The sequence below is a fragment of the Scandinavium sp. M-37 genome (assembly GCF_043558715.1).
Taxonomy (GTDB): domain Bacteria; phylum Pseudomonadota; class Gammaproteobacteria; order Enterobacterales; family Enterobacteriaceae; genus Scandinavium; species Scandinavium vulneris_A.
The window spans coordinates 90,968-103,763 of record NZ_JBIGIN010000014.1 but is presented as its reverse complement, the minus strand read 5'-3'; the positions used below and the strand labels follow the sequence as shown (position 1 = coordinate 103,763).

Here is a 12,796-nt window from a genome sequence, read left to right as displayed (position 1 = left end):
TCAGGAAGCGAAGCGGCTCTCTTTTCTCCGTGAACGCTCGCAAAACTAACTTAATACTTTTGCTTTTTGCACCACCGGGCGTGAGGCGGGTTGCACCCGGAACCACGGCAGACAGAGCTGGATCAGCGGGCCAATCGCCAGGGCGTAGACCAGGGTGCCGATCCCCACGCTGCCGCCGAGCAGATAGCCGATAATCAGTACCGTCAGTTCAATGCTGGTGCGAATCAGCCGTAATGACCAGCCGGTGCGGGCGTGGATCCCGGTCATCAGGCCATCACGTGGCCCGGGACCAAAGCCCGCGCCGATGTACATCCCGGTCGCCAGCGCATTCAGCACTACCGCCATCATCATCAGCCCGGCTTTCAGCCAAAGCGCATCCGGCGTCGAGAGCACCGCCATCGTAGCGTTAGCAGCCAGTCCCAGCACGATAACGTTACTGATGGTGCCCAGACCCGGGCGTTGACGGATCGGGATCCACAGCAGCAACACCAGCGCGCCGGTGATGATCATTACCGTGCCGATATCAAGCGAGAAAACGTTCCCGACGCCGAGATGAAAAACGTCCCAGGGATCGGCCCCAAGATTGGCGCGGATAAACATCCCGGTGGAAATCCCGTACAAGCAGAGCCCAACGTACAGTTGCAATAAACGGCACAGCATAAAAACCTCATCAGTGGTTGCTGAAAACCGCATCATCGTTAAAAATGGACTTATTATTAATGACCAGTTTTACAAAAGTGGACTGCTATGTCTCTGCGTCGTTCCGGTAGTCAATCGCTGGTGAGCCTGCTCGGTCACTGGCAGGAAAGCCCCTCCCGCACCCCACTTTGGCGTCAGCTCGCCGAAGCGCTGCGGCTGTTAATCCTTGATGGTCGTCTGGCGCTCGACAGTCGTCTGCCCGGCGAACGCGAACTGGCTACCGCGCTGAACATCAGCCGGACCACGGTGGCCAGCGCCCTCGCCCAGTTGCGGGATGAAGGTTATGTGCAGAGCCGCCACGGCAGCGGTTCGTGGGTGATTTTACCGGCGCAGCATCAGCAGGTGCCGACGCGGATGACTGCCGGGCAGTCGCTGGACCTTTCCACTGCCGCGCTAAACGCCGGGCCGGAAATCCATCAGGCCTACAGCCATGCGCTGGCTGCGATGCCGCAGCACTTCTCCAGTTCAGGCTACGATCAGCAAGGCCTCCCGGTGCTGCGCGAAGCGATAGCCCAACGCTATTGTGCACGCGGTTTACCGACCCGCGCCGACGAAATCATGGTGGTCAATGGGGCGGTAAGCGGCCTGGCACTTATCCTGCGTCTGCTGGCTGGCCCCGGCGACCGCGTGGTGGTGGAAAGTCCCACTTATCCGCTGGCGATTGCCGCGATTCAGGGCGCCTCCTGCCGTCCGGTGGGCGTGACATTGCCCGCCGAAGGCTGGGATGTGGCAGGCCTGGCGGCAACCTTTGCACAAACCGCCCCGCGTCTGGCCTATCTGATGCCTGATTTTCATAACCCGACCGGGCGCTGTATGGATGCCGCGACGCGTCAGCAGATTGCCGACCTGTCGGCCCGCACGCGCACCACGCTGGTGATTGACGAAACGATGGTCGACCTCTGGTACAACGCCCCGCCGCCCCCACCGTTAGCCGCATTCAATGCCGATGCGCCAGTGATAACGCTTGGTTCGACCGGAAAAAGTTTTTGGGGCGGTCTGCGTCTGGGGTGGATCCGCGCATCATCACGTACGCTGGCCTCACTGGTGCAGGCCCGCGACACGCTGGACCTCGGCTCACCGTGGCTGGAACAGCTCGCCACCGTCTGGTTACTGGAAAACGGGGACAGTTTTCTGCCACAACGGCGTCAGATGCTGGCCGCACGAAGGGACATGTGCAGCGCACTGATGCACGAGTATTTCCCGCAATGGCGATACGCTCAGCCGGAAGGCGGCCTGTCGTTTTGGGTAGAATTGCCGGGCATGCTGGCGACGCTGTTTGCCGCACGAGCAGAAAGCGTGGGGATTCATTTGGGCACAGGGACGCGTTTTGGCCTTGCCGGGGCGTTCGATCGCTGGATGCGGTTGCCGTTTACCCTGGAGGATGAAGCCCTGCGGATAGCGTTCAAAAACCTGCAACCGATCTGGAATTCTCTGAACGGTCAGCAGAATAATTTACGTACAAGAAAAATAATCTAATAAAATAGCGATGAACCGATAGCGTGTAACGGCTCATCTAATACATCGTCCCTGACCGTCTGAAATGATTGTGTCAGTTTGAAGTAAGACCGATATATTAATGCTGACGTGGGATGGGGAAACCTTTCACCGAAATAATAAAGCTGTCGCCGTCTTTCTTAATTTTAGCGCCAGTGTCGCACCAGTCTGACGCGATGCGAAAGAACTCATCACTGCCAACATTCCAGTTCAGACGGACATGCTTCACGTAGCCGGAGCGAAGCATTTCACAGGCTTCGCCATAGTTAGTTGCCGTTGAGAGTTGCTGTTTCATTTTCTCTTCTTCAGAAGTTTGCGTAATGATTTGATTTCTTTAGGAGTAAGAGGAGAAGATTCTTCTTCGGTATGCTGACTGTCTACCTCGCCTTCGGATACTCCCGCCTCGGATGCGACTTCAAATGCCAGCTGCAGCAGCCGTTGCGTTGCTGCGCTTAGTGTCTCGTTATGCACTTCTGCATAATGCCGTAATTGTTCTTTTAGCGTTTCGTCAATTTTAACATTCAGAACTACCGTGCTCATCGTCACACTTCCCGTTCATTTAATTAACATAATTAATACACGAAGATGACAGGCCGATCCACAGATATATTTTTCTTCTGCCTGTATTAATACATTACCCGCAGTGATTGTCGGCCCAATATATGACGATTACGTGACAGTAATATGTCAGTCATATGACAAGCGTTTATTTTTCTGGCGCAGAGTCGTATTAGCTGAAACAGGTCATGGGAACATTATTGCGCAATACAGTCCTGTGCGTTGCGCAATAGATGACAAACGTTAGTCCGGCAGGTTATTAATTCGTAATTGATACCCTCCCCGATGGTAGTCAATATACTTATGCTTTTTTAACCATGAAACAACATTAAGAATACTACTTCGTGACAACCCGGTACGTTCCTGAATATAGCTGAGAATATTGACCCGATGCTTTTGTTCTTCCGGTAATTGATCCATCTCTTGCAGATACTGATAGACAACCGGCGGGGTGCGTTGATTAACAATCTGTAAATCGCGATACACCATATAGGTGGTGTGATAAATCGATAACTCTGCCATTGCACGCCATAAGTTTAATCGTTCAATCTCGGAAACGGCCTGCTTAGCGTCTACTCGAATCAGCGTAGATTCTGTTTCTGCTCGTATTTGGTTACTGCGGATAGGCCAAAACATTTCCGTAAAACCAAGTACATGCGGCTCGCACGTTGAGCCGAGAAGCAATCCATCAGAGAGTCTTAATACTGAAACTTCACCCTCAACCACCAGATAGATATAAGGCTTCTCGCGCGTTCCCCAGCCAATTCTTTTCCGCGCAATAACCTGTATTCGATCGCCTAAAGGCTGCAAGGCATTGATTAAGGTGTTAATAGCTTTATCGGGACGTTTTGGCGGATAAATCACCATGCAAAATCCTCTTTAACATTAAAATAGAACTGCCAAAATAAAAAATACCAGTGAATTATAAATCGAACAGAATGGTATTACATCTCTGGCTAATTAATGTAACTAAAGAAATAAGCATAAGTTTATTTTTAAATAAAGACGCTCTATTTCTGCGCAATAAACAAGAAACGTCCGAGCAATAATGCGCATGACTCATAGACTGAATTCGCGATAGCAGTGAAATAGGGGCTTGGTCCCAGGGTGCAAAAAACTGAGTTGGGAAGAGACAGCAGAGAAGATAGATTGAATCGGAGTGGAGCCCAGAATTGGGTGGGGGCCCTGCCAGCTACATCCCGGCACACACGTCGTCTGCCCTGGCTGCTTCCTTCCGGATCTGACCTGGTGAACAGAGTAGCGTTGCGGGAGAACCAACAGAGCCCCCATTGAGAGCGTTATTTCTAACGCGCAGGCGCATTATCCCTGTGCTGCCCGCCAATTGCAACCCAAGGCTGTCCGGATGCTGGTTTATTGTTCGACCGGGGTTTTACTCCGCCCATCGTCGCAGCTGATTTCTATTATTGAGAACTTGCTCGCAGCAAATTGTGCCGCAGCGTCCAGACTGTTTTGATACCCACGGACAACCGTTTTCTTCACCTTCAGGGGTCGACAATGATCAAATCACTGCCTTTGACACTTACTCTGCCAATGCCCGCTATTGCTGAAGTGACTCTGCCCCATCAGGGCCTGAACTATCTGCGTCCTAATGTTATTCTCGATTTTGTCAGCATCAATCCCAATGCACTGCTGTTTGTGACCCCCGTGGCGGTGCTGTTCGCCTCCCTTGGCGTGGTCGGACACGTTCCGCTACGCAGGATCCCCGTCGCGGCGTCTGGTCGCGTGACCTATCCCATCAGTACGATGATCCTGCCGGAACTGCGCGGGAAGCTGATCATCAATACAGCCTCAAGAAAACTGAAATTCCTCGAAAACCAGGTGGTAAAACCCGACGAATTTGCCCCAAGCACCTCGCAGGTGATTGGCCTGGCACTGGAATTTACCTTCCAGCAGCCGGACTAACGCCGGCCTTCACATCGCGTAAATCGTCGCTTATCCTGTGTTTTTCCCCGTTGGAAAGCATTATGGAACCTGTTGATTCATTCCCACACCGGGTATGGCAAATTGTGGCCGCCATCCCGGAAGGGACAGTGACGACCTATGGCGACGTCGCGAGGCTAGCCGGTTCACCCCGAGCAGCCCGTCAGGTTGGGGGCGTACTGAGACGTTTACCAGAAGGCTCAACGTTGCCCTGGCATCGGGTGGTGAATCGTCATGGGAATATCTCACTCACCGGACCGGATCTTCAGCGTCAGCGCCAGGCCTTGCTGTCAGAGGGTGTGCAAGTGTCGGGGAGTGGGAAAATCGATATGCAGCGCTATCGCTGGAATTACTGATCCCCTCCCCCGAGCGGAGGAGGGAACGTCGACGTTATGGGATTTGTGTCGGCGCAGGGGCCGCAGAAGACGGACTCACCTGAGTCGGAGACGTTGATGGCACCGTCGTTGCCGCACCACCCCCTGTCGCCATCGGCATCGCAGTTTGCTGCACCGGAACCAGCGTCAGGTCGGCTTTGGTTCCGCCGTTGTTGATAACGGGCTGAACCGTATCGGTGATAAACACCAGTTTATCGTTGATGGTTACTGCCGCACTCAGCAGGATCCGCGCATTAGGCTGGATATCCGCCGGGTTATACGGCAGGACGAAGCTGAACGGGGCCTGTTTACCTTCGGTACGCGTCACTTTCTGCGAGATGACCTTAGACGGAGCATCCGCCAGTGAGGCATCAGACAGCGTGACCGTCAGAACGGCATCTGGTGGAAGAGCCACTTTCTGGCGGATCCACGCCGTACCGGAAACGTTAGGTTGCTGAATTACCGGCTGTGTAGCCTCAGAGGGGTTCGGGCTTGGCGCCGGTGTCTTAATATCTGCACTTCTATCAGCGCAGGCAGACAGTGCAACCGCAACCGCTAAACCACTTAACATGTGCACGACTTTCATTATGTTCTCCTTATCATCCATGCACTCACGGGATTTTATCTCGCAAGAGTGAGTAGTTGAAACATTTGTGTCGTGGTAAGTGTGGCACAGATCTCAGATATTTGCCTGTAATCGGGCTGTTATTCAGATAATTGCACCCATCGGACCACTTCGCATTCTGCGTTATACTGTGACTATTCCCGCGCCACGCTGCGGTCTTTTTTACTTTTGAGGACATTTATGAGTCAGGCTCTCTCTAATCTGCTAACCCTGTTAAATCTGGAAAAAATTGAAGAGGGATTATTCCGCGGCCAGAGTGAGGATCTGGGCTTACGCCAGGTATTTGGCGGTCAGGTGGTGGGTCAGGCGCTGTATGCCGCCAAAGAAACCGTCCCGGCCGACAGACTGGTTCACTCCTTCCACAGCTACTTCCTGCGCCCTGGCGACAGCCAGAAACCGATTGTCTACGACGTGGAAGTGCTGCGCGACGGCAACAGTTTCAGCGCCCGTCGGGTGGCGGCCATTCAGAACGGTAAGCCAATTTTTTATATGACCGCCTCATTCCAGGCCCCCGAATCGGGTTATGAACATCAGAAGCCGATGCCGGTCGCCCCTGCCCCGGACGGTCTGCCGTCGGAAACCGAGATCGCCCGCCAGTTGGCGCATCTGCTGCCCCCGCAGGCAAAAGAGAAGTTTCTCTGTGACAAGCCGCTGGAGATCCGTCCGGTGGAATTCCATAACCCGCTGAAAGGCCATGTGGCTGAACCGAAGCGCCAGGTCTGGATCCGCGCCAATGGCACGGTGGCCGATGATTTCCGCGTGCATCAGTATCTGCTGGGCTACGCCTCGGACTTTAACTTCCTGCCGGTGGCGCTTCAGCCGCACGGCGTTGGGTTCCTTGAAAAAGGGATGCAGGTAGCGACCATCGATCATTCGATGTGGTTCCATCGCCCGTTCAATATGAATGAGTGGCTGCTGTACAGCGTGGAGAGCACCTCGGCGTCTAGCGCTCGCGGCTTTGTACGCGGTGAGTTTTACAGTCAGGATGGCGTTTTGGTAGCTTCGACGGTGCAGGAAGGAGTGATGCGTAATCGCAACTAAGATTGGTAAGGCCTGATGCCCTCACCCCAAGCCCTCTCCCACCGGGAGAGGGTGCAAACACTAAAACGGCAACCAGAGGTTGCCGTTTGCTTATTATCACGCGTTGTACGCGTTCTCGCCGTGGCTGTTGACGTCCAGACCTTCGCGTTCCTGCTCTTCCGGAACACGCAGACCTACGGTCAGGTCAGCCAGTTTGTAGCCGATGAAGGCCACCACGCCGGACCAGACAATCGTCAGACCGATACTTTCCAGCTGCACCAGAACCTGATGGCTCATGGTCACGCCTTCGGCATAACCGACCCCACCCAGTGAAGTGGAGGCGAAGATCCCAGTCAGGATGCAGCCGACAATCCCGCACACGCCGTGTACGCCGAACACATCGCAAGGATCATCCACGCGCAGCCAGCGTTTCAGGGCAGTGACGCCCCACAGCCCCGCCAGACCCGCAGCGATACCGACGATCAGGGAACCGCCCACGCCGATGTAACCACAGGCCGGAGTGACCGCAACCAGACCCGCAATCGCACCGGAACAAGCACCCAGCAGAGAAGGTTTACCCCGTACCGCCCACTCGCCGAAGACCCAGGCCAGGATGGCGGCAGCGGTCGCCACCACGGTATTAACGAACGCCAGCGCAGCGATTTCGTTGGCAGAACTTGCTGAACCGGCGTTGAAGCCGAACCAGCCGACGTACAGGATAGCGGTGCCGGTGAAGACCATCGGCAGGTTATGCGGTTTGAACGCTTCTTTGCCAAAGCCCACGCGTTTGCCAATCAGGTATGCACCCACCAAGCCTGCGACGGCGGCATTGATGTGAACCACCGTCCCGCCCGCGAAGTCCAGCGCGCCATGCGAGGCCAGTAAACCGCCACCCCATACCATGTGCGCGATCGGCACGTAGGAGAAGGTCATCCACACCACCACGAAAATCAGTACGGCGGAGAAGCGAATACGTTCCGCCAGCGAGCCGACAATCAGGCCCACGGTGATACAGGCGAACGAGCCCTGGAAGGCCACGTGAATGTACTGATAGAAGGTGCCCATCAGCGCTTTCAGTTCGATGCCTTTCAACAGCACCCAGTCGAAGCTGCCGAAGAAACTCCCGCCGGTGCCGAACGCCAGGGTGTAGCCGTAAACCACCCACAGCACGCACACCAGTGCGAAGGTGACGGTAACCTGCGTCAGCATCGACAGCACGTTTTTGCCCCGGATCAGGCCGCCGTAAAACAGCGCGATGCCGGGGATACTCATAAACAGCACCAGCGCGGTGCTGATCATCATAAAGGCGTTGTCGGCTTTATCGGCCACCGCGGGCGCCGCCAGGGCCAGTCCCGGCAGCAGGGCCAGAACACCAGGGGCAATTTTCAGCAGTATTTTGTTCATTTTTTCGATCCCTATCACTGTGTGCCAGGAGTTACAGAGCCGCTTCGTCGGCTTCGCCGGTACGAATACGAATGACGCGTTGCAGCTCGGCGACGAAGATTTTGCCGTCGCCAATTTTGCCGGTGTACGCCGCTTTACTGATCACGTCGATCACTTCATCCAACTGATCGTCGGCGATCGCCACATCAATTTTCACCTTCGGTAAAAAGTTAACGCTATATTCTGCACCGCGGTACAGCTCGGCATGGCCTTTCTGACGCCCGAAGCCTTTCACTTCGGTAACGGTCAGCCCCTGAATACCAATGGAAGACAACGCTTCGCGAACGTCTTCGAGTTTGAATGGCTTAATCACCACGGTAACCAGCTTCATAGATCCCCTCCAGTCAGAATTCGGTAATGGCGGCAGCTAACACACAGGAGATAAAGCAATCGGCGTGCCAGATATTAAAAACTGGCGTCATTCAGAGCGTTCTGGCTTTTTCTGTGGGGCACAGAGCCCCGTCATGCGAAGGAAGGAAAATCAGAGAGGAGTTGCAAAATAAAAACGCACCAAAGCAGTGCAAGGTGCGTTTTGTTTTTGCACCAGCAGACGCGGGTGTCAATAAATTGCTTACTGATGGTGCATCAGGCGCTAAGCGATTCTTCTTCGATGCTTGCCGCCAGTTCTTCCCCGGCCAGCTGCAGCTGATACATCTGCCAGTAACGGCCTTGCGCTTCAAGTAGTTGCTGATGAGTGCCGCGTTCCACCGCCTGACCCCGATGCAGCACCAGGATGGTATCTGCATCGACAATGGTCGAGAGGCGGTGAGCAATGACCACCAGCGTAGTGCGCTGGCGTACCAGCGCCAGCGCCTGCTGAATCGCCTGCTCGGTGCCGGAATCGATATTGGCGGTAGCTTCATCGAGGATCAAAATTTGCGGGGTATCGACCAGCACGCGCGCCAGCGCCAGGAGCTGTTTCTGCCCAACAGAAAGGTTATTGCCCTGCTCACCAAGCCGGGTGTAAATTCCTTCAGCCATGCCGCGCGCCAGGTCTGCGAGCTGTACGGTTTCCAGCGCCTGCCAGACCTGTTCTTCGCTGATATCGCGCCCCAGCGTGACGTTGGCAAAGAACGATTCGGCCAACACCACCGGGTCCTGTTGGACCATTGCCACGCCCTGGCGCAGCACACTGTGGCTGAGCGAGGAAAGCGGTCGGCCATCAAGGCGAATTTCACCCTGGCTCAGCGGGTAGTAGCCCATCAGTAGGCTGGCGAGCGTGCTTTTGCCACTGCCGGTATGCCCGACCAGCGCGACAAAGTTACGCGACGGTACGCTGAGCTGTATATCTTCCAGCACCAGCCGATCGCCCCGGTAAGCGAATGAAACATTATCCACGTCAATGGCGCCGCTTTGCAGTGGTCGTTGGTCGTCGCCGTAAGTCTGGCGCGGCTTGTCCATTAACTCGAACACGCGCTCGCCCGCCACCACCGCCTGTTGCAGCATCGACTGCTGGGTGGTGAGTTCAATTAACGGTTCGTTCAGACGCCCGAGATAGCTGATAAAGGCATACAGCACCCCGACTTCAATCGTGCCGGTGGTGCTCAGGCCGAACAGCATCAGCAGGCCGCAGAGGATCAGGGAGGAAAACAGGCTCAGCAGTGGGCGCAACAGGAAACCGTCAAGGCGCAGGGTCTGCATCCGCGCCATATAATGCGAGCGGCTTGCCTCCCCCATTCTTTCGCCGAAACGGGCCTGCTGGCGGAACTGCTGGATTACGCTCATCCCGTTGATCACTTCGTTGAAGCCGTCGTTGATGTCTGCCAGATAAGCGCGCACCCGGCGTACAATCGGCGTGCTGTAACGCTGATAGATAACCATCACCACGGTCACCGCAGGGAAGATGGCAATCGCCACCAGCGCCATCCGCCAGTCGAGACTGAACATCGCTACCAGCATGGCGCTGATCAATGCCGCGCTGCGCAGCACCGTGGAAACCACGGTCACGTACAGGTCACGAATAACCTCGGTATCGTTGGTGACGCGAGAAATTAACTGCCCCACCGGCTGAACGTCAAACTCGCTGAGCGGCTGGCGCAGCGCGGCATCCATCACATCGGTGCGCAGCTGTTGCACCACCCCGACCGCCGCCCGGTTGAACAACAGCGACTGCACATAATGCAGCGACGCCGCCAGCAGCTGTAGTCCGACATAGGCCGCCGCCAGACCGACAACAATGCCCCAAGGGAGATAGCTTTTCGCCACCATGTTGTCGATGAAATAGCTGATCAGCAGTGGGCCGGTAACTTCCGCCGCCGCGGCCACCCACATGATCAACATGCCGATCGTCAGCGGCTTGCGCCACGGCAAACCGTAGGCCAGCAGGCGTTTGAGCGTCGGCCACAGCTGTCCAAAATTACGCATCGACTCCCTCCTCACGCGGCGATTCGGGCACGTCATCAAGCGCCGCCTCCAACTGCTGATAGCGATACATGTCACGATACCAGCCCGGCTGTGTCGCCAGCTGTTCATGTTCCCCGCGCTGGGCGATGTGTCCGTGCTGCATGACGATAATCTCACTGGCTTCGGTCAGGGCCGACAGGCGGTGCGCACTGATGATAACCGTACGCCCTTCGCCCCACTGGCGCAGGTTATGCAGAATTTGGTGTTCGGTGCGTCCATCCACCGCGGACAACGCATCGTCGAGGATCAGGATTTCAGCATCCAGCAGCAGTGCGCGGGCGATTGAAAGCCGCTGCTTCTGCCCGCCGGAGAGCATCACCCCGCGCTCACCCACTTCCGTGTCATAGCCCTGCGGCAGGCGCAGAATGTCTTCATGTACGCTGGCAAGCCTGGCGACATGTTCTATCTCTTCCTGCGTCGCCCCCGGTTTGCCGAGCGCAATGTTGCTCGCCACGGTATCAGAGAACAGGAAAGGCGTTTGATTGACCACCGACAGGCGGCTGCGCCAGTCGTCGAGCTGGAGCGCGGTCAGCGGGATATCCTGAAAACGAATATCGCCCTGCGTGACGTCGAAATGACGCTGAATGAGCGACAAAACTGTGGTTTTCCCGGCCCCGGTTGGGCCACAAATGCCCAGCATCTGTCCCGGCGCGAGGCTGAAGTGCACGTTGGAGAGCGTCGGCTTTTCAGTTTGCGGATAATTAAATTCACGGATATTTACCGCCAGACTGCCGCGCTCAGGAGCCAGCATCTGCGTACCGTCGTTGACCACCGGCGCTTCAGACAGCATGGCGCGGATACGGCTGTAGGCCGCGCTGCCACGCTCGACGATATTGAACATCCACGCCAGCGCCAGCATTGGCCAAATCATCAGCCCGAGATACATCATGAAACTGGTGAGCTGACCGAGGGTCAAGCTGCCGTGAACCACCATCCAGCTCCCGCCGCCAATCGCCAGCAGGTTAGCCATGCCGATGGCGATATAAATGGTAGGGTCAAAACGCGCATCCACTCGTGCCACACGCATGTTTTTCGCACCGGTGTCCGCCGCTTCGGCGGCGAACTGCGCCGACTGCCGGTCCTCAAGGCCGAAGGCTTTGATCATCCGGATACTGGTCAGGCTTTCCTGGGTGCGATCGTTCAGGCCAGAGAACGCCGCCTGCGCCAGCTTGAAGCGCTCATGCAGAGTGTCGCCGTTACGTTTAATCGCAATCGCCATAATCGGCATCGGCACCAACGCCAGCAGCGTCAGCTCCCAGCTAATCTGAGTCGACATCACAATCAGCACCGCACAGCCCATCACCAGCGAATCCACCAGCGTCAGTACGCCTTCCCCGGCGGCAAACACCACCCGGTCGACGTCGTTGGTAGCACGGGCAATCAAATCCCCGGTGCGGTGACGCAAATAGAATTCAGGATGCTGACGGCTGAGCTGGCGATAATAATCTTCGCGTAGTTCAACCGCGAGTTGATAGGACGCACCGAACAGCAGCACGCGCCAGACGTAGCGCAGCAGATAGACCACCACCGCAATCAGCACCAGCGTCGCTACCCACATCATAATTCGCGTAGTGGTGTAATGCTGTTGCGTCACGCCGTCCACCACGTAGCCCACCACTTTCGGCGGGATCAGCTGCAGAATGGCAATAATGATAAGCAGCAGGACCGCGCCGAAATAGCGACGCCATTCCCGGCGGAAGTACCAGCTGAGTTGAGCAAATAATCGCACGCAGAAATACCCAGAGAGTTATTCGACCGGCAGCGCGGTGGTGTACTTAATCTGTTCCATCGCAAAACTCGACGTCACGTCAGATAAGCCCGGTACGCTGTTGACCAGTCGTTTGTAAAAGTCGTCGTAGCGTTTCATATCCGCTACCTGAACCCGCAGCAGATAGTCGTACTCGCCTGCCATGCGCCAGAAGCCCAGCACTTCAGGCATTTGCGTCACCTGAGACACAAAGCGGCTGTACCATTCGCTGCTGTGATGCTGGGTTTTGATCAGCACAAATGCTGTCAGCCCGAGGCCGAGTTTTTCCGCATCCAGCAGCGCCACCCTGGCGCGTAAAATGCCGTCGTCTTCAAGGCGTTTCAGGCGCTTCCAGCAGGGTGTGGTGGTCAGATTAACGGCATCAGCCAGCGTCTGCAAAGAGAGGGTGCAATCCTCCTGCAGCAACGCCAGCAGCTTACGGTCAATTTTATCTATCATTCGCCACTCACAGAGAAATTTTTTCTCCCGTAA

At 55.9% G+C, this 12,796-nt stretch carries 14 protein-coding genes and 1 other RNA gene; 4 read left to right on the top strand and 11 right to left on the bottom strand.

The annotated features are described in order from the left end of the window. Window positions 1-45 precede the first annotated feature (45 nt). Window positions 46-660, bottom strand: a complete 615-nt coding sequence (locus tag ACG0Z5_RS12265; protein ID WP_394447699.1) for a YczE/YyaS/YitT family protein — start codon at window positions 658-660, stop codon at window positions 46-48. A gap of 87 nt (window positions 661-747) precedes the next feature. Here ACG0Z5_RS12265 and ACG0Z5_RS12260 point away from each other — a divergent pair, with 87 nt between their 5' ends. Beyond that, complete coding sequence (locus ACG0Z5_RS12260) at window positions 748-2,175, top strand: PLP-dependent aminotransferase family protein (protein ID WP_394447697.1); 1,428 nt, start codon at window positions 748-750, stop codon at window positions 2,173-2,175. 97 nt (window positions 2,176-2,272) lie between these two features. Here the strand turns inward: ACG0Z5_RS12260 and ACG0Z5_RS12255 are convergent, their stop codons facing one another. The 4 genes from ACG0Z5_RS12255 to ffs all read right to left on the bottom strand — a co-directional run bounded on the left by ACG0Z5_RS12255 (window position 2,273) and on the right by ffs (window position 4,031). Then, window positions 2,273-2,488 carry a hypothetical protein gene (locus ACG0Z5_RS12255; RefSeq protein WP_319626727.1) on the bottom strand — a complete coding sequence of 72 codons (216 nt, stop codon included), beginning with the start codon at window positions 2,486-2,488 and terminating at the stop codon, window positions 2,273-2,275. Next, window positions 2,485-2,733 carry a hypothetical protein gene (locus ACG0Z5_RS12250; protein ID WP_394447695.1) on the bottom strand — a complete coding sequence of 83 codons (249 nt, stop codon included), beginning with the start codon at window positions 2,731-2,733 and terminating at the stop codon, window positions 2,485-2,487. Before ACG0Z5_RS12250 ends, ACG0Z5_RS12255 begins: the two co-directional genes overlap by 4 nt. A gap of 261 nt (window positions 2,734-2,994) precedes the next feature. Continuing rightward, window positions 2,995-3,618: a helix-turn-helix domain-containing protein gene (locus ACG0Z5_RS12245; protein ID WP_394447693.1), complete on the bottom strand. Its 624-nt coding sequence runs from the start codon at window positions 3,616-3,618 to the stop codon at window positions 2,995-2,997. A 316-nt stretch (window positions 3,619-3,934) separates the two neighbouring features. Further along, window positions 3,935-4,031, bottom strand: an RNA gene (ffs, locus tag ACG0Z5_RS12240) — signal recognition particle sRNA small type. A gap of 235 nt (window positions 4,032-4,266) precedes the next feature. On the opposite strand from ffs, the gene ACG0Z5_RS12235 reads away from it, so the two are divergent. Both ACG0Z5_RS12235 and ACG0Z5_RS12230 read left to right on the top strand, forming a co-directional pair. Then, the gene (locus ACG0Z5_RS12235; RefSeq protein ID WP_394447691.1) at window positions 4,267-4,674 is read left to right on the top strand and encodes a dTDP-glucose pyrophosphorylase; all 408 of its coding nucleotides are present in this window, start codon (window positions 4,267-4,269) and stop codon (window positions 4,672-4,674) included. A gap of 62 nt (window positions 4,675-4,736) precedes the next feature. Further along, window positions 4,737-5,048: an MGMT family protein gene (locus ACG0Z5_RS12230; RefSeq protein WP_394447689.1), complete on the top strand. Its 312-nt coding sequence runs from the start codon at window positions 4,737-4,739 to the stop codon at window positions 5,046-5,048. Between the two features lie 34 nt (window positions 5,049-5,082). On the opposite strand, the gene ACG0Z5_RS12225 is transcribed toward ACG0Z5_RS12230, so the two are convergent. Continuing rightward, window positions 5,083-5,652, bottom strand: coding sequence for a YbaY family lipoprotein (locus ACG0Z5_RS12225; RefSeq protein ID WP_394447687.1), 570 nt, complete (start codon window positions 5,650-5,652; stop codon window positions 5,083-5,085). Between the two features lie 219 nt (window positions 5,653-5,871). On the opposite strand from ACG0Z5_RS12225, the gene tesB reads away from it, so the two are divergent. Then, window positions 5,872-6,732, top strand: coding sequence for an acyl-CoA thioesterase II (gene tesB, locus ACG0Z5_RS12220; protein WP_394447685.1), 861 nt, complete (start codon window positions 5,872-5,874; stop codon window positions 6,730-6,732). A gap of 96 nt (window positions 6,733-6,828) precedes the next feature. Here the strand turns inward: tesB and amtB are convergent, their stop codons facing one another. From amtB to ACG0Z5_RS12195, 5 genes are all read right to left on the bottom strand, one after another. Further along, window positions 6,829-8,115, bottom strand: a complete 1,287-nt coding sequence (gene amtB / locus ACG0Z5_RS12215; protein ID WP_394447683.1) for an ammonium transporter AmtB — start codon at window positions 8,113-8,115, stop codon at window positions 6,829-6,831. Window positions 8,116-8,146: 31 nt separating this feature from the next. Then, the gene (gene glnK / locus ACG0Z5_RS12210) at window positions 8,147-8,485 is read right to left on the bottom strand and encodes a P-II family nitrogen regulator (protein WP_002891893.1); all 339 of its coding nucleotides are present in this window, start codon (window positions 8,483-8,485) and stop codon (window positions 8,147-8,149) included. A gap of 254 nt (window positions 8,486-8,739) precedes the next feature. Continuing rightward, window positions 8,740-10,518: a SmdB family multidrug efflux ABC transporter permease/ATP-binding protein gene (locus ACG0Z5_RS12205; RefSeq protein ID WP_394447677.1), complete on the bottom strand. Its 1,779-nt coding sequence runs from the start codon at window positions 10,516-10,518 to the stop codon at window positions 8,740-8,742. Further along, on the bottom strand, window positions 10,511-12,286 hold the full coding sequence (locus ACG0Z5_RS12200; protein WP_394447675.1) for a SmdA family multidrug ABC transporter permease/ATP-binding protein: 1,776 nt from the start codon (window positions 12,284-12,286) through the stop codon (window positions 10,511-10,513). The genes ACG0Z5_RS12205 and ACG0Z5_RS12200 overlap by 8 nt, the downstream gene beginning before the upstream one ends. Before the next feature lie 18 nt (window positions 12,287-12,304). Next, window positions 12,305-12,763, bottom strand: a complete 459-nt coding sequence (locus ACG0Z5_RS12195; RefSeq protein ID WP_394447673.1) for an Lrp/AsnC family transcriptional regulator — start codon at window positions 12,761-12,763, stop codon at window positions 12,305-12,307. Window positions 12,764-12,796: the final 33 nt, after the last annotated feature.

What these genes read in the sequence shown, in the direction of transcription:
- ACG0Z5_RS12265 (WP_394447699.1), bottom strand. Translation starts at nt 660, where the DNA reads ATGCTGTGCCGTTTATTGCAACTGTACGTTGGGCTCTGCTTGTACGGG.
- ACG0Z5_RS12260 (WP_394447697.1), top strand. Translation starts at nt 748, where the DNA reads ATGTCTCTGCGTCGTTCCGGTAGTCAATCGCTGGTGAGCCTGCTCGGT.
- ACG0Z5_RS12255 (WP_319626727.1), bottom strand. Translation starts at nt 2,488, where the DNA reads ATGAAACAGCAACTCTCAACGGCAACTAACTATGGCGAAGCCTGTGAA.
- ACG0Z5_RS12250 (WP_394447695.1), bottom strand. Translation starts at nt 2,733, where the DNA reads ATGAGCACGGTAGTTCTGAATGTTAAAATTGACGAAACGCTAAAAGAA.
- ACG0Z5_RS12245 (WP_394447693.1), bottom strand. Translation starts at nt 3,618, where the DNA reads ATGGTGATTTATCCGCCAAAACGTCCCGATAAAGCTATTAACACCTTA.
- ACG0Z5_RS12235 (WP_394447691.1), top strand. Translation starts at nt 4,267, where the DNA reads ATGATCAAATCACTGCCTTTGACACTTACTCTGCCAATGCCCGCTATT.
- ACG0Z5_RS12230 (WP_394447689.1), top strand. Translation starts at nt 4,737, where the DNA reads ATGGAACCTGTTGATTCATTCCCACACCGGGTATGGCAAATTGTGGCC.
- ACG0Z5_RS12225 (WP_394447687.1), bottom strand. Translation starts at nt 5,652, where the DNA reads ATGAAAGTCGTGCACATGTTAAGTGGTTTAGCGGTTGCGGTTGCACTG.
- tesB (WP_394447685.1), top strand. Translation starts at nt 5,872, where the DNA reads ATGAGTCAGGCTCTCTCTAATCTGCTAACCCTGTTAAATCTGGAAAAA.
- amtB (WP_394447683.1), bottom strand. Translation starts at nt 8,115, where the DNA reads ATGAACAAAATACTGCTGAAAATTGCCCCTGGTGTTCTGGCCCTGCTG.
- glnK (WP_002891893.1), bottom strand. Translation starts at nt 8,485, where the DNA reads ATGAAGCTGGTTACCGTGGTGATTAAGCCATTCAAACTCGAAGACGTT.
- ACG0Z5_RS12205 (WP_394447677.1), bottom strand. Translation starts at nt 10,518, where the DNA reads ATGCGTAATTTTGGACAGCTGTGGCCGACGCTCAAACGCCTGCTGGCC.
- ACG0Z5_RS12195 (WP_394447673.1), bottom strand. Translation starts at nt 12,763, where the DNA reads ATGATAGATAAAATTGACCGTAAGCTGCTGGCGTTGCTGCAGGAGGAT.